General features: G+C 64.4%; 12 protein-coding genes, 2 tRNA genes and 1 pseudogene. 7 read left to right on the forward strand and 8 right to left on the reverse strand.

Annotated features, from left to right (window positions below):
- Positions 1–166 precede the first annotated feature (166 nt).
- Positions 167–961, forward strand: coding sequence for a sulfurtransferase (locus tag DV733_RS07375; RefSeq protein ID WP_049995304.1), 795 nt, complete (start codon positions 167–169; stop codon positions 959–961).
- 12 nt (positions 962–973) lie between these two features.
- On the opposite strand, the gene DV733_RS07380 is transcribed toward DV733_RS07375, so the two are convergent.
- The 4 genes from DV733_RS07380 to DV733_RS07395 all read right to left on the reverse strand — a co-directional run bounded on the left by DV733_RS07380 (position 974) and on the right by DV733_RS07395 (position 5,048).
- A complete protein-coding gene (locus tag DV733_RS07380; protein ID WP_049995303.1) occupies positions 974–1,972 on the reverse strand; it encodes an AI-2E family transporter in 999 nt (332 codons plus the stop codon).
- Between the two features lie 69 nt (positions 1,973–2,041).
- The gene (gene mutL, locus DV733_RS07385) at positions 2,042–4,093 is read right to left on the reverse strand and encodes a DNA mismatch repair endonuclease MutL (RefSeq protein WP_049995302.1); all 2,052 of its coding nucleotides are present in this window, start codon (positions 4,091–4,093) and stop codon (positions 2,042–2,044) included.
- Between the two features lie 153 nt (positions 4,094–4,246).
- A tRNA-Thr gene (locus DV733_RS07390) sits at positions 4,247–4,318 on the reverse strand.
- A 67-nt stretch (positions 4,319–4,385) separates the two neighbouring features.
- Positions 4,386–5,048 (reverse strand): DUF7114 family protein, encoded by a 663-nt coding sequence (locus DV733_RS07395; RefSeq protein ID WP_049995301.1) that lies wholly within the window; start codon positions 5,046–5,048, stop codon positions 4,386–4,388.
- A gap of 60 nt (positions 5,049–5,108) precedes the next feature.
- Between DV733_RS07395 and DV733_RS07400 the strand changes: the two genes are divergently transcribed.
- Both DV733_RS07400 and DV733_RS07405 read left to right on the forward strand, forming a co-directional pair.
- On the forward strand, positions 5,109–5,792 hold the full coding sequence (locus tag DV733_RS07400) for an enoyl-CoA hydratase/isomerase family protein (protein WP_049995300.1): 684 nt from the start codon (positions 5,109–5,111) through the stop codon (positions 5,790–5,792).
- A 56-nt stretch (positions 5,793–5,848) separates the two neighbouring features.
- Positions 5,849–6,526 carry a hypothetical protein gene (locus DV733_RS07405; RefSeq protein WP_049995299.1) on the forward strand — a complete coding sequence of 226 codons (678 nt, stop codon included), beginning with the start codon at positions 5,849–5,851 and terminating at the stop codon, positions 6,524–6,526.
- Here DV733_RS07405 and DV733_RS07410 read toward each other — a convergent pair.
- Together DV733_RS07410 and DV733_RS07415 are read right to left on the reverse strand one after the other, a co-directional pair.
- Entirely contained in the window at positions 6,523–7,353 is an 831-nt protein-coding gene (locus DV733_RS07410) for an NAD+ synthase (protein ID WP_049995298.1), read from the reverse strand. The genes DV733_RS07405 and DV733_RS07410 overlap by 4 nt on opposite strands.
- A 100-nt stretch (positions 7,354–7,453) precedes the next feature.
- Positions 7,454–8,251 carry a hypothetical protein gene (locus DV733_RS07415; protein ID WP_136342303.1) on the reverse strand — a complete coding sequence of 266 codons (798 nt, stop codon included), beginning with the start codon at positions 8,249–8,251 and terminating at the stop codon, positions 7,454–7,456.
- Positions 8,252–8,476: 225 nt separating this feature from the next.
- Here DV733_RS07415 and DV733_RS07420 point away from each other — a divergent pair.
- From DV733_RS07420 to DV733_RS07430, 3 genes and pseudogenes are all read left to right on the forward strand, one after another.
- Positions 8,477–8,547 (forward strand) — tRNA-Gly (locus DV733_RS07420).
- A 514-nt stretch (positions 8,548–9,061) separates the two neighbouring features.
- Positions 9,062–9,204 (forward strand): annotated as a pseudogene (locus tag DV733_RS17805) (ArsR family transcriptional regulator); the annotation flags it as partial.
- A gap of 606 nt (positions 9,205–9,810) precedes the next feature.
- Positions 9,811–12,168 (forward strand): bacterio-opsin activator domain-containing protein, encoded by a 2,358-nt coding sequence (locus DV733_RS07430; protein WP_049995295.1) that lies wholly within the window; start codon positions 9,811–9,813, stop codon positions 12,166–12,168.
- Between the two features lies 1 nt (position 12,169).
- Here the strand turns inward: DV733_RS07430 and DV733_RS07435 are convergent, their stop codons facing one another.
- A complete protein-coding gene (locus DV733_RS07435; protein WP_049995294.1) occupies positions 12,170–13,222 on the reverse strand; it encodes a quinone-dependent dihydroorotate dehydrogenase in 1,053 nt (350 codons plus the stop codon).
- Between the two features lie 31 nt (positions 13,223–13,253).
- On the reverse strand, positions 13,254–13,451 hold the full coding sequence (locus DV733_RS07440) for a hypothetical protein (RefSeq protein ID WP_049995293.1): 198 nt from the start codon (positions 13,449–13,451) through the stop codon (positions 13,254–13,256).
- A 271-nt stretch (positions 13,452–13,722) separates the two neighbouring features.
- Between DV733_RS07440 and DV733_RS07445 the strand changes: the two genes are divergently transcribed.
- Entirely contained in the window at positions 13,723–14,034 is a 312-nt protein-coding gene (locus tag DV733_RS07445) for a non-histone chromosomal MC1 family protein (protein WP_049995292.1), read from the forward strand.
- Positions 14,035–14,642 lie beyond the last annotated feature (608 nt).

The following is a 14,642-nucleotide window of genomic DNA, read 5'->3' on the forward strand; positions in this document are numbered from 1 at the left end:
TTTCTCGTCAGCACCCGCCGTTCCGCCCGAGTACGCGTCGCTGCCACCGCTTTCGCGCGGGTGTGTCGCCCACGAGAGGCGGCAATAAAATCCTAAATCTGTGAGAAGTGACGGGTACAGATGGGATACCACACGTTCAAGCGCCGGGGTCGGCAACCAGCGAGTAATGACTGGGTTCGTTACACAGGAGTGGCTCGCCGACCGCCTCGGCAAGGTCGTCGTGGTCGACGTCCGGGACGGCTGGGAGTACGACGGCATCGGCCACCTCCCGACCGCGGTGTCGATCCCCTTCGACGAGTTCCGGGCCGACGAGCACGCAGCGCGCGCGGACGGACAGGGCCAAGGAATGCTCCCGGGCGAGGAGACGTGGGAGTCCCTCCTCGGCGAAGCCGGCATCGCCCCCGAGGACGACATCGTCGCCTACGACGACACCCACGGCGTCTTCGCCGCTCGGTTTCTCGTCACCGCCGAATTATACGGCCACGATCCCGAGAAACTGCACCTGCTCGACGGCGACTTCAGTGCCTGGCAGCGCGAACGCGAGGTCTCCCGAGACGCGCCCGTCGTCGAGTCGACGACCTACGACGTTTCCCCGCCCACGGAGACCCCGCTGGTCGACATGGAGACGGTCGCCGCGGCCGTCGACGGCGACGCCGTCCTCGTCGACACCCGGGATGATCGGGAGTTCGAGGCGGGCCACATCCCCGGCGCGGTCCAGTTCGACTGGCGCGAGGTCGTCGAGGAGGACTCGCGGGGCCTGAAACCCCTCGACGAGATCGAGACCATGCTGGCCGACCGCGGGATCACCCCCGACAAACGGCTCGTCCTCTACTGTAACACCGCCCGGCGGATCAGTCACACTTACGTCGTCCTCCGGCATCTCGGCTACGAACGCCTCGAATTCTACGAGGGGAGCCTCTCCGAGTGGGAGGCCGCGGGCCGCCCGCTCGAAACCGTCTGATCGACACTCCCGCTAATCGGCTCTCGGGTGGGGCTTGCGTTCGTCGGCGAGTAACTCACCGACTTCGGCGAGCAGGCCGACCAGCACGGGTCCGGCGATGACGCCGACGACGCCGACCGAGAGGACGCCGCCGACGAATCCGATGAAGTAGAGGCTGCCGGGCATCTTCGCGGTGAGCGACGCCAGCTGTGGCCGAATGAGCGCGTCGGGCAAGAAGCCGACGAAGAACAGCCCGAGCCCGCCGACCAGTATCGCCTGCGTGGTGTTCTCGTTGATGAAGACCTCGAAGCCACCGATCCCCAGCACGAGCACGCTCGGGCCGATGACCGGGATGAACTGGAGGATTCCGCTGACGACCGCGAACGAGAACGCAGTGTCGTATCCCAGCAGCCAGAAGAAAAGATATGCGATCAGGAAGGTGCCGAACGCCGTCGCCGCCTGCAGCACGTAGATCGCATAGAGCGTCGACCGCAGGCGCTCGTGCAGCGACATCACGATGTCGTAGTACTCCCGGGGTACTGGCCGGAGCAACGCACTGCTGACGTCGCCCGGGCGCAACAATAGCGCGTAGACCAGCAGGACGAACAAAAAGAGCTTGAATCCCAGGGCAGGTGCCGCCCGGGCGGTCGACAGCGCCAGTGATTCGGCGAGGCCGCTCACCTGGGTAGTCACGTCGGCCAACTCGACGACGTAACGCATCCCGCCGAGTTCGACGACAGTCTGGTCTGGCAACTCCCCCAGGAGAGCAACCAGATCGCCCCGTCTGAGATACAGCACGATCCCCAGTGGCAGGATCACCAGGATGACGATGATGAATGCCAGCGCCGTACTCACTCCGGCGGCGAGCCGCGGCCCGAGCCCGCGGCCGACCAACCACCGCCGCACCGGCAACAGCACGTACGCGACCGTGATCGCGAAGAAGATCGTCCCGAACACCTCCCGCAAGATGAACACCGACAGCACCCCGAGCGTGACGAGCAGCCCCGCCAACACAGTGACGCGTCGAACCATTGTCACCCTATTCGACGGACGCTGTCAAAATCGTTTTCACTGCCTTCGCCCGCGTCGCTCCCGCCCATCTCATCCATGTCCGGGATAGTCCCGTTCGAACCGATCGGCGATCTCGTCGGTATCGATCTCGATCAACACCGGCCGCCCGTGCGGGCAGGCATAGGGATTGTCACAGTCGGCAAGCGCCTCCAGCAACGACAGGATCGACCCGTCCGTCAGCGACGTGTTCGCCGTCACGGAGGGATAACAGGCCAGATCCGCCAGCAACTCGTCGGCGACGGCCTCGACGGTCTCGGCGGCCGCCCCCTCGTGAGAGACGAACGACGAGAGGACGTCCCGGACGAGTTCGGGTCCGCCGGACTCGGCCAGCAACGCCGGGACCGTCCGCACTTCGACCGTGCGCTCGTCGATCCGATCCGCCTGAAAGCCCAGCCGCGAAAGAGCGTCGGTGAACCGCTCGAACAGCGCCGACTCTCTGGCCGTGAGTTCGATCTCGACCGCTTCGGCGAGCACCTGCGTCGTCGTCTCGCCCAGGAACCGCTCCCGGAGTCGTTCGTAGTTGATCCGCTCGTCGGCGGCGTGCTGGTCGAGCAACACCAGCCCGTCGTCGGTCTCGGCCACGACGTACGTCTCCTGGAACTGCCCGAGCACGCGCATCGACGGCAACGACCCGAACTCCCGCACCGTGGGATCGTCCTCGCCGAAGTGTTGCTGGTCGGTCGCGGTCATCGACGGTGACTGCCGTGAGTCCCGATCACTCCCCGACGACCCCCGTCGACCGGAAACAGGGGGGTCATCTCCGACGCCCTCGCCTTCCTCGCTGGCCCCCGTCTCGCTCGCGGACGACCCAACCGATCTCGGCGACGCTGACGCGCTCGACGAGTCTGCCGTTGCCTCACCGCTGGACTGGGACCGAGTCGATTCGTGACCGGCCGCCGTCTCTCCATCACCGTGGGCTGCTGGCCCCTGTGTCTCTCTGGTCGCATCCGCGTTCGTGGTCTCGCCGGTCGAGGGTAGACCGTCGCTTCCACTCGAACTCTCCTCGCGCTCGCCGGGGTTAATCTCGGTCTGTTCGGGGGCTGACCGGCCCCGCGGCGCGGTCGATCGTAGCAATCCCTCTCGCTTCAGTGCGTCCGCGACGGCGACGGTGATCTGCTCGCGAACTCTCTCGTCGTCGGCGAAGCGAATGTCCATCTTTCTGGGGTGGACGTTGACGTCCACGTCGCTCGGATCGATCTCGACGAACAGCACGGCAAAGGGATACCGATCGCTCGCGAGCTGGGTCTCGTAGGCTTCCATGACGGCCTCGCGGACGGCGTCGGCGGTGACGTACCGCCCGTTGACGTACGTCGAGAGGTACTCTCGACTCGCGCGGTTGGTCTCGGGATGGCTGACCAGCCCGGACACCGACTCCAGGGGCCCTTCAGGTACTGCCTCATCGTCGAGTTCGATCATCGCCTGGGCCACCTCCCGGCCGTAGACATCCATGACCGTCTCCCGGAGACCGCCCTGGCCGGTCGTCGCGAACGTCTCCCGGCCGTCGTGTTCCAGTTCGAAGGCGATGTCGGGGTTCGCCAGCGCGTAGGCGGTCACGACGCTGTTGACGTGGGCGAACTCGGTGGCGTCCTGACTGAGGTACTTCCGACGGGCGGGCACGTTGTAGAACAGGTCCTCGACTTCGATCGTGGTGCCCTCGGGACAGCCCGCCGGCCGCACACGCTCGACGTCACCGCCTTCGACGAGGAGTTCCGTCCCCCGGTCGCCGCCCTGCGGTCGCGAGGTGATCGTCAGTCGCGAGACCGCGCCGATGGCGTGCAGCGCCTCCCCACGAAATCCGAGCGTCGCCAGTCCGCCCTCCAGATCGTCGATGTTTCGGATTTTGGAGGTCGTGTGCTTCTCGACTGCCCGGCGGAGGGACTGTTCGTCCATCCCGATCCCGTCGTCGCTGACCCGGATCGACTCCGTGCCGCCGCTCTCGACCGCGACGCGTACTCTGGAGGCGTCGGCGTCGAGGCTGTTCTCGACCAGCTCCTTGACGACCGAGGCCGGCCGCTCGACGACTTCGCCGGCCGCGATCCGTTCGACCGTCGTCGGATCGAGTTCCCGTATCTCCGGGGCCATTCGTTGCCTGGGATTGTGGGGGGACCGCCTTGAGTGTGTCCTCTACACGGTCGGGGCTACTGACTGGAGCTTCGCGAGAACGCCTCACGGTCCGGGGTCGCTCACCGTTTTTCGTCGTCGCTATCGCTCCTCCGTCGATGTGGTCGCGAGAAGAGCCTAGGCCGGGAGTTGAACCCGGGCTCTCGTCCTTACCAAGGACGCGCTTTACCGCTAAGCTACCCAGGCGCGCACCTGTTGGTAACCCCGAGTTGTCTTTAGGCGTTTCGATTCGCCCCCGTCGTGGCGGGCGATATCAGTGGTCTGCGGAGGTACGGACGCCCTCGTTGCCGGCCGAATCGACGCTCACGACAGCGGTCAGCTGTTCGTCGACGTCCTCGGGCAGGGTCGCTTCGGGCGTGCCGTTGCCGAGTTCGGCCGCGAGTTCGCGGAGCTGTGGGGTGGGCGTCGTTCCGGCAGCGGTCGTTCCGGCGACGGCTGCGAGCTCGAAGACGTCGCGTTCGAGGTTGGAATCGAGCGTCTTGTCGGTTTCGCGAGCCACAGTTTGATCGCGGCCGAACGCGCGGACGACCTCGACGGCGGCGCTGCTGGCTTCGGTTCGGGCCAGCAGGTAGAACCCGCGGGCGACGAGGATGTCGGCGACGAGAATGTCCAGATCAGCCTCGTCGGCGTCGCCCTCGGCCCAGGGGTTCTCGTGGGCGAGCCGTCGCGTCTGGGCCAGCCCCTCGTAGATCAACTGGACGCCGGCCGCTCGTTCGGCGATCGCGTCCTCGGCGCTGAGGTCGTCGAGGCTCCGGCCGGCATGTTCGAGGGTCGTCCTCGCACACGCGACGGTGAACACGCCCGGGGCCATCGAGCCTGCATCTACCAGTGCCGAGATCCGGTCTGTGACCTGCTGAGGGTCGACGTCGTCGACGGCGTCCAACGCGGCTGCTCGGACCGCCGCGGCTTCCTGCATCGTGCAAATCTAGCGGTGGGATAGGCAAAGACCTTTGGAAACCACAACCGTCCTTTCGGTGTGATCCGAACGCAGACGGCCGACGACATCTGCACGGTCACGCTCGACCGCCCGGCCTGCCGGAACGCGCTCACACCCGACGCACTCGAAGCCCTCCGAAACGCAGTCGAGACGACCGACGCGTCGGTCGTCTACCTCCACGGCGCGGGCGAGGCCTTCTGTGCCGGAGCCGACCTCGACGTCGTCGCCGACCTCGACGACGAGAGTGTCGAGGCGTTCGTCCGTGCTGGCCAGCGAGCCGCGACTGCACTCGCAGAGACCGATGTGGTCACGGTCGCCGGAATCGACGGCCCAGCCCGAGGCGGCGGGGTCGAACTGGCGCTGGGCTGTGACCTTCGTGTCGCCACTCCGGCGGCGACGTTCGCCGAGTCGGGCGTCTCGCTGGGGCTGTTCGGTGCGTGGGGTGGGACGGCTAGGCTCCCACGGATCGTCGGGCTGGGTGAGGCGATGGATCTCGCACTCACGGGCAGGGTGATCGACGCCGACGCGGCGCTCCGGATGGGACTGGTCTCGCGCGTCGTCGAGGAGCCAAGAGAGATCGCCGAGACGATCGCTGCCCACGACCCTCGGGCACTCCAGACGATCAAGACCCGACTTCGAGACACGGCGTCTCGGGCAGATCAGGAAGATCGAGAGGTCGAGGCGTTCGCCAGCCTGCTCAAAACAGCGTCATTCGACGACTAGACGTGAGCCGTCCGGACCGAAACCGTTGTGTCGGCTGACCGACTACGAGGGGGCACATGCCGGACTGTGAGTACTGTTCGGCGTCGTTCGACGACGAGGATTCCTACTACGCTCACCTCGGCGACGAACACGCCGCCGAACTGGGGCCGATCGACCAGCGCCGCGTCGACCAACACACCGGAGGAAGCGGCGACGAGGGAATCCCGGCCGGGCCGGTCGTCCTCGTGGGCGTTATCGGGTTCGCACTCGCGGTCGTCGTTTACGTTGTGTTCTTCTTCGGTGGGGGATCGGCTGCCTCCGAGGCGGGGCCGCCGGCGACCATCAACGGAATCAACGTATCGAAAACGCCGGTGAACGTCGGCGAATCGGACTTCCACGGGGCGATCAACGTCACGATCGACGGCGAGCGGCTCGACTTTAGCCGGGAACGCTTCCAGTTACAAGACTCGGCGTTCCACTTCGAGAACGGCAACGGCGCTGTCTGGCACGGGCACGCGGACGCTTTGACGCTTCGGTACGCGATGGCGACGCTCGGACTCAACGTTACCGATTCGACCGTCACGTACGACGGCACGACCTACCGGGACAGCGATCCCGACACGACGGTCCGCGTTCGGATCGACGGCGAAGACGCCGACCCGTCGAACGCGACGCTCGATGGCGTTCGTAGCGTCTCCAATGCCGACGCTGGTGACTTTATCCACATCGTCGTGACGACGAACGAGTCTACCTAGTAGGGCTCCTCGGGCCCTGGCGGGACGCGCCGTTTGTGCGTGCTCCCCTCATATAGCGCTCGAACGCGTTCGACGACGTTCGCTTCGACGCCAATCTCACGAGCGGTCGCGCTCGCCGGGACGCCACCCTCGACGTGCAGCGCGAGAATCGAATCGAGCGTATCGTACTCGATCCCCAGCTCTTCCTCGTCGGTCTGGCCGACCCACATCCCGGCAGTGGGTGTCCGTGAGGCGACCGACTCGGGGACCCCCACCGCGCGTGCGAGCTGGCGGACCTGTTGTTTGTAGAGATTCGCGATCGGATGGCAGTCGACCGCCCCGTCGCCGTACTTCGTGAAGTAGCCGATCAGCGCTTCCGTGCGGTTGCCAGTTCCCAGGACGAGTGCGTCCTCGGTGTTGGCGACGAGATAGTTGAGGACCGCGCGAGTGCGTACGCGGAGGTTCCCGGCAGCCATCCGATTGTCCTGTGCTTCGGGATAGGCGTCGAGGAAGGCCTCGACGATCGGTTCGATCTCGATCACGTCGTATGGCACTTCGAACCTCTGGGCGACCCGCTCGGCGTCGCTCATCGTCTTCTCGTCGTTCATCGTGCTTGGCATTATCAGCCCGTGAACGTTCTCGGGCCCCAGCGCCTCGGCAGCGAGCCCGGTGACGAGCCCGCTGTCGACGCCGCCGGAGATTCCCAGGACCGTCTGGTCCACACCTGCGGCTGCGGTCTGCGTTTGGATGAACTCGACGAGGTGGGTGCGCCGCTGTTCGACCTCTGCGTCGCTCAGCGTGAGATCGAGTGGATCGCCTGCGGTCGCGATCGTCTCGGAATCGGACATGTTATCGGCTGTTCGGCCTGGAGTGACTAATAGTCACGCGATACTAGGTATCGGTGGACGTCCGTTCGCGAGTGCGCGACCGATATCGGATTGCCAATCGTCACTGGATCTCGATCTGGAGTTCGTACTCGTTTGTCGCCCCGTTGTATCCGTATGGGTTGATGTAGTACGTGCCGGGCTGGGACGCAATCAGGTCGGCGCTCTCGTCGTCGGTCGTCGAATAGCCACCGGTCAATTCCATTTGATCGGGGCCGTGGATATCCAGATCGAGGTCGCCCTGGCTGCTGTGGTCGAATCCGATCGTCGCGGTAAGTTCTTCTCCCTGTTCGAGGTCGACTGCGAAGTAGTGGTCCTCGCCGTTTTCGATCCGGTAGGGTCCGTGCGTTCCCGCGGACACGGACGGTGCGTCGGAGAACGACCCACCCGGGATCTCGGGCGACCCACCCGGGCTCTCGGGCGACCCACTGGAGTCCTCACGCAGGAAGAAGTACCAGCCACCTGCACCTGCCGCAGCGAGCACGCCACCGCCGGCCAGCAGCTCGCGCCGACCGATTCCGTCGTCGTCTCGGGGCGGCTGCCCTCCCTGGTACTGCCCCTGCGGTGGTTGTCCTTGCGGCGGTTGCCCCTGTTGATACTGACCCTGCGGTGGCTGGCCCTGCTGGTACTGACCCTGGCCTTGCTGGTACTGACCCTGGTCTTGCTGATATTGCCCCTGCGGCGGTTGCCCCTGCTGGCCCTGCGGCGATTGCCCCTGTCCCTGTTGCGGTGGGTTCTGAGACTGGTGGTCCTGCTGGGGTGACGGCTGCTCTTCCCCTGCGTTCGTGAGTGATCCGTTGCAGTTCCAGCACTCGGTCGCCTCCGGCCCAACGTCTGCCCCACAATGTGGACACTGTGTCATATGTCATCCATCAATAATCGATACTATAAAAGTATTCATTAGGATGGCACGTCCCCTACTCGGTCGCAATCCGGGGACTTATGTCGCTTTGGGTTCTCAACTCGCAGTGAACGCCAGTGTCTTGCAAGTGACGCAAGGCGCGGGGCGCGAGCGACCGAAGCGAGTGCAGTGCGCCGGTGGTGAGCGATTCCGTCGGAATCGCGATCCTCGGCGCGAACGAAGTGAGCGCCGGTGGTCCAGTGGTAGGACATTAGCTTCCCAAGCTAATAGCCCGGGTTCAATTCCCGGCCGGCGCATAGCGAGGTCGAACGAAGTGAGACCTCGGACAGTGAGCGGGGAACGCAGTGACCCGCGAGCATTTCTGGATTCGAACAACTCGTGAGCGGCAAATGCAACTTTGCGGGAATTGAATTACGGCAGACCGACCGTAGTGAGGTCTGGCATCGGGTTCAATTTCCGAGTGACACGGTCACTCGGTGTTCGCGATCGCACCGGTGATCGCTCACTCCCGGCCGGCGCACTACCACTTTTTACTTCGTCGGGTTTCCTCGGCTGCCTTTGGCAGCCTGCGGGAACCTCTCTCTGCTCACGGCGGCTTCGCCGCCGTCCGCATGGTCAGCGGGACCGACGGTCCCGCTCGACTTGCAAAAACGTGGGGAAAAACACCCTTCTCGCTCAGCCTTCGGCTTCGCGAGAAGTGAAACGGCTCCCTTCGGTCGCCGTATGCTGCAATCCTTCCGCAACCGCACAGCACCGCAACCGCCACACACCTCCCCAACCGATTCTCTCAGTCGCTTCGCTCCTTCAGTCATCCCTCACACAGAATCGTCGCGCACAAGGCGCGACCGCGTGCGCATCCTGCGCGCGCTGGACGAACGGCCGCGCAACCCCAACAGCTGGCCGAGAACCTCGACCTCAACTACGATACCGTCCGCCACCACCTCGACGTCCTCTCGGTGTGGTTCAGCAATAGCGTTTCCAACTCTGCCTGGCAGGCGATGTCGGTGTTCCACGTCCTCGAATCCCCGCCATCGCGTTCCTGCTCTGGGCGACGCTCGACTGACTGACGCACTCTCTTTCTGGCTGTTCTCCCGATTCGCCCGCCACGGCTCGATCTGCCCATTCGATATCGTCGTAATTGATTTACGACCGCTCCTCGGCCGAATGGCTGTCTGAACCCTGGAGAGCGGTGCCTCGCGCTTCTCTCGCGCTCTCGATCCTGCTGACTGTTTCTATCGCGTGCCACCGAGTCGGCTGCGTCCTGATCCAGCGCTTCCGCCCTGATCTTGCTGGTATCGGATGGGTACTCGACCCCCGTGACTCGCGTCTTCCCGTTCACTCGATGATCGGCATTCGAGGGGGCTCCACTGCCCGCCTCGATTTGCTTCGGGCCCGTGGCGAACGACGTCCGCTCTCTGACGGCGCTGCAGACCTGCTCTGTCTTGATCTGTGAACTCACGCTTTCCGACGATATATCTATCTCTGCTATATCGAATCTCACGATGTCGGTCTGCGGACAGACGATTTATCCCGGCGGGTGGCTAGTAGAGAGGTAGCGAATGACTAGCGGATCGTTGCGCGTGCTCGTGGCTTCGCCGTCGGCGTCGGACGCCGAGACGACGGCACGCGCCCTCGAAACGGCGGCGGGATCGATCGACCGGACAGTGACGGCAGTACCGACCGACGACCCCGGCGCTGTGTCGGAGTCGTTCGACTGTCTGGTCTGGGACGCGGCCGAGCAGCCGGGCGAACGGATCGACGCGTTCGAGGGTGTTCCACTCGTCTGGTACGTCGGCGCCACAGGGCTCGCGAGCGAACACGTCGAGTCGGCCGTGGTTGACGACGTCGTTCAGCGTGCGGATGAGTCGAGCCCCCTCGTGCTTCTCCATCGGATTCGAGCGCTCGTTCGCACGTCGTCAGCGGGCCGCGCGCAGGTCGCTAGCGTCATCGATCACGTCGACGAGGCTGTCTTCGCGCTCGACAACGACTGGGCGTTCACCTACGTCAATAAGAAGGCCGCCCAACTGCTCGAACGCGAGCGGCGCGACCTTCTCGGCGACTCAGTCTGGGAGATTTTCCAGGCCGCCGTCGGCTCGACGTTCTACGACGAGTACCACCGGGCCAATCGAACTGGGGAGCCGACGACCTTCGAAGAGTATCACGCGCCGCTCGACCGACACTTCCAGGTCGCGGCCTATCCGAGCGACGGCGGACTCGTCGTTCACTTTCGGGACGTCACCGACTGGAAGCGCCAGGAGCAGGCGCTCTCGGGCGTCCTGGAGACGACACGAGCGCTCATGCAGGCGCGTACACGCGAGGAAGTTGCGAAACTGCTCGCTCGCGCGGCCGAGAACACGCTCGGGTTCGAGTACAACGTCGTCCGCCTGTACGACGCCGAGAGTGAGACGCTCGTCCCGGAAGGGATCACCGACGCAGCCGAGGCAGCCATGGCAGACCGCCCCGTCTACGGGATCGACGAGGGCGTTCCAGGTGAAGTGTTTCGAACCGGGGAAGTCAGGCGCTACGCCGACGTCACTGACGTCGACACCGCCTCGGACGTGCTAGCCTCGGCGATGTACTTCCCGATCGGCGTCCACGGGACGATCTCGATCGGCTCGACCGAACCGGGCGCCTTCGACGAGACCGACCAACAGATCGCCGAGATCCTCGCAACCAACGCCGCGGTTGCGTTCAGTCGCGCCAAGCGCGAGCAAGAGGCCCGAGAGGCCCGTACACGCGTCGAGGTTCTCCTCGAACGGATCAACGGCCTCGTTCGCGAGGTCCTCGAAGTGCTCGTCCAGGCGACGACGCGCGAGGAGATCGAGACCGGCGTCTGTCGACAATTCACGGCCGCTGCACCCTATTCGTTCGCTTGGCTGGGGACCGCCGACGTGGCAGGTGAGATACTTTCTGCGACGGCGTGGGCGGGTGGTACCGATCTGGGTATCGTCGACTACGAGTGTGATCTCGCTGCCGAGGACTCGCTCGATCCCAGTGCGAAGGCACTTCAGACCCGCGACAGCGTCGTCGTGAGCGATCTCGCCGTTCATGACTCCTCCTGGGCGCGCGACGCAGCCGACGCCGGATTGGGATCGCTGTGTGCGGTTCCGCTCAAGTACCGGGAGACGGTTTACGGGGTCGTGACGGTCTATGCCGACCAGCCCGACGCGTTCGACGACCGCGAGCGAGTCGTCCTGGAAGCGCTCGGTCGGGCGATCGCGGACGCGATCAACGCTGTCGAACGCGGTCGAATCCTCTCGACGAACCGCGTCGTCGAGATGGAACTGGCCAGCCGCGATCCAGAGTTGCTGTTCTCGCGACTCTCGGCGCGCGCCGACTGCCGTGTCGAGTCGGCCGGGGCGCTCTATCAGTCCGACGGCTCATTACAGCTGTATCTCCGCGCCGAGACCGCCGACGCCGACGCTATCGCGTCACTGCTGTCCGAGGACCCGTCCGTCGTCGACGCCACACACGTTGTTTCTCACGACGGAAACTCGCTGTTCGACGTCACAGCGACCGAGTCAGTCGTCGAGACGCTCGCGGAGTTTGGGGCGGTGACACAGCGGTTGACGGGTGAAGACGGAATGACCCGACTCACGATCGAACTCCCTCACGAGACCGAAGCCAGGGACGTCTACGACCTGCTGGCCGACCGCTACGACGATCTCGAACTGGTCGGCTATCACGAGCACGACCGCCCGGTCCAGACCCGTCAGGAGTTCCGTGCCACGCTGCGAGAACGCTTTACTGACCGCCAGGAGACAGCGCTCAGAAGCGCCTATCTCGGCGGATTCTTCGAGTGGCCCCGGGAGGTCGACGGTGACGATCTGGCACAGTCGATGGGGATCACGCGTCCGACCTACCACCAGCACCTGCGCGCAGCGGAACGAAAAGTGTTCGAAGAAATGTTCGAGTAGCCTATAGATCTGCCCCGACGGCCTCGCTGACGTGGTCGAAACCATCCCGTTCGAGCAGCGTCAACAGCCCACGGTTGATCGAGCGAGCGATCGTCGGTCCCCGGTAGACGAAGCCCGTGTACAACTGGACGAGGCTCGCGCCCGCCCGGATCTTCCGATAGGCGTCGGCTGCGGTGAAGACACCGCCAACCCCGACGACGGGTGCGTCCGTCCGCCGTGCGACGAACCGAACCATCTTCGTCGCCTCGCTCTCGATCGGCTTGCCCGAGAGGCCGCCCTCTTCGACGCGACTCGGACTCCCCAGGGACGCGGGCCGGTCGGTCGTCGTGTTGGTCGCGATCACGCCGTCGAGATCGTACTTCTCGACTACTTCCAGCGTCTCCTCGATCGCCGGCTCAGGCAGATCGGGTGACAGCTTGACCAACAAGGGGGCTGCACCTGCGTCGGTCAGTTCTCCTAAAATACCTTCGAGGGTATCCCTGTTCTGGAGGTCACGGAATCCCTCCGAATTGGGGCAGGAGACGTTGACGACGAAGAAGTCGCCCCCCTCGGCCACGCGCTCGTAGGTGTACCGGTAGTCGGCCGGTGCCGCTTCCGTGGGCGTCGACTCGCTCTTTGCGAGGTTGACGCCGACAGGGAAGGGGACGTCACTGCTGGCGAGCCGTCTGCCGACGATGTCTGCCCCGTCGTTGTTCAGGCCCATCCGGTTGACGAGTCCTTGATCCTCGACGAGACGAAAGAGGCGCGGACGCGGGTTCCCTTCCTGTGGCTCTGCAGTGACGCCACCGACCTCGACGTGGCCGAATCCGAGGCCATACAGCGCGCTCGGCACCTCGGCGTTCTTGTCGAAGCCCGCCGCGACGCCGACCGGGTTGGGGAACGTCTGCCCGAACGCGCTCACTTCGAGGCGATCGTCTTCGACGGCCAACCCGCGCCGACAGAGCGAGGGCAGCGGCGTCCCGTCGACTGCTTTCAGGCCAGTGTGGACGATCGAGTGTGCCGTCTCCGGGGGCACTCGAAACAACAGCGGACGCAGGATTTCATAGAGGCTCATTGTGGATGCGCTGACAGCGCGAATCACCGTCTCAAAATTCGTGTTCGACGTCCTCCGGGTCGGCCTTCTGGATGATGATCTTGTTGTCCCGTACCCTGACGAAGACCTCGTCGCCGATCTCCATGCCTGCGACGGCGAGCTCGTCCTCGTGGAGGTTGATATGGACGTTGTGATATTCTCCGTCCTCGTCTTTGGCACCACTCGGGCTGAGCTTCTTCTTTCGCACCATCGCGCTATCTTATCACGTGCTTCGCCACAGGATATACTTAAGTCTACCGTGCGCGCGTTCGGCCCGGTTATCACCGAAACCGACTGTTCCCGGCGCGCGCGAGATTCAGACCCCTCCGTTTCCGGTCGATTTCCCCCCGTTTCCGCTCGATTCCTCCCGTCCTCAGGTGCTGTTCGATGGGGGATTTATAAACGAACCCCCAGACGGAGACCGAATTTAGGGGTATATTTATTATGAGGCATGTGCTGACTTCACACGGAGTGGTCAAACCATGGCACGCGACCAAGAAAAGCGGAACTTCGCGCTCCGCGACGACGACGGCACAGAATCGAGCGTCTTCTCGGGTAGCACCCCTCGCCAGGCAGCGCTGAAGGCGGCACGACGACTCGACCCTGCTCCGAGTGAGGACGCAGCCAACCCGGAGCAACTCCGGCTACGGGAGAAAGGGACGAAGAAAGTCCACATCTACGAGGGCTGGGCTTGGGAGGAGTCGGCCCCCGAAGACAAACCGGACTGGATGCCCGGCGACATCACGAAGGGCAACGTCTCCAAAGAGGGCGTCGAGCACCTCGACGAGATCTAATCGCCCGTAGACCCAACCCGATCAATTTTCGGCGGGGACGCGAGCGCACACGAACAAACTAGAGTATCGAGAAATCTCAATTGTCCTGTAGGGTCCTTCACGCATGTTGTGTTCCGGCAGCGGAGTCGACGACAGCTGTTCCCGCCTCGAACTGGATCCCCTCAGGGTATCGGTCCGGAACAGCTATTCACCAGTTCTCGTGTGGGCGACTAACAGGGGGGTTCTTCATACAGTTGGGCTGTGTAATCGCATGACGAAGTGCCTCTGGTTCGACGGCCTTAAGTGCAACACTCTCCTCGGAACAAATGCGACGTGGCGCAGGGCGGACGCCCGCCCCGCTGGGCCACACGGCATCCGACGCCCTTAAGCGTACCAGGGCATTCGGGTGTGAACACACGCGTTCCACTCCGGGCCGATCCGGCTCGGAGCGATCCGACGCCCTTAAGTGTAACAGGGCGTTCGGATGTGATGCGAACGCCCTCACGCCGGTCGGTTCCGGCGAGGGGCAATCCGACGCCCTTAAGTGTAACAGGGTGTTCGGATTGAATGCAAACGTGGCCTGGCCGGGGCCGTCAAACGCCCGGCCACATCGGACCTCGAACAAACCT

This window comes from Halapricum salinum (assembly GCF_004799665.1).
GTDB lineage: Archaea > Halobacteriota > Halobacteria > Halobacteriales > Haloarculaceae > Halapricum > Halapricum salinum.

Bases quoted from the DNA above. Each gene is read 5' to 3' on its own strand.
- DV733_RS07415 (WP_136342303.1), bottom strand. From the start codon at position 8,251: ATGACACAGTGTCCACATTGTGGGGCAGACGTTGGGCCGGAGGCGACC.
- DV733_RS07430 (WP_049995295.1), top strand. From the start codon at position 9,811: ATGACTAGCGGATCGTTGCGCGTGCTCGTGGCTTCGCCGTCGGCGTCG.
- DV733_RS07440 (WP_049995293.1), bottom strand. From the start codon at position 13,451: ATGGTGCGAAAGAAGAAGCTCAGCCCGAGTGGTGCCAAAGACGAGGAC.
- DV733_RS07405 (WP_049995299.1), top strand. From the start codon at position 5,849: ATGCCGGACTGTGAGTACTGTTCGGCGTCGTTCGACGACGAGGATTCC.
- mutL (WP_049995302.1), bottom strand. From the start codon at position 4,093: ATGGCCCCGGAGATACGGGAACTCGATCCGACGACGGTCGAACGGATC.
- DV733_RS07395 (WP_049995301.1), bottom strand. From the start codon at position 5,048: ATGCAGGAAGCCGCGGCGGTCCGAGCAGCCGCGTTGGACGCCGTCGAC.
- DV733_RS07375 (WP_049995304.1), top strand. From the start codon at position 167: ATGACTGGGTTCGTTACACAGGAGTGGCTCGCCGACCGCCTCGGCAAG.
- DV733_RS07445 (WP_049995292.1), top strand. From the start codon at position 13,723: ATGGCACGCGACCAAGAAAAGCGGAACTTCGCGCTCCGCGACGACGAC.
- DV733_RS07435 (WP_049995294.1), bottom strand. From the start codon at position 13,222: ATGAGCCTCTATGAAATCCTGCGTCCGCTGTTGTTTCGAGTGCCCCCG.
- DV733_RS07410 (WP_049995298.1), bottom strand. From the start codon at position 7,353: ATGTCCGATTCCGAGACGATCGCGACCGCAGGCGATCCACTCGATCTC.
- DV733_RS07380 (WP_049995303.1), bottom strand. From the start codon at position 1,972: ATGGTTCGACGCGTCACTGTGTTGGCGGGGCTGCTCGTCACGCTCGGG.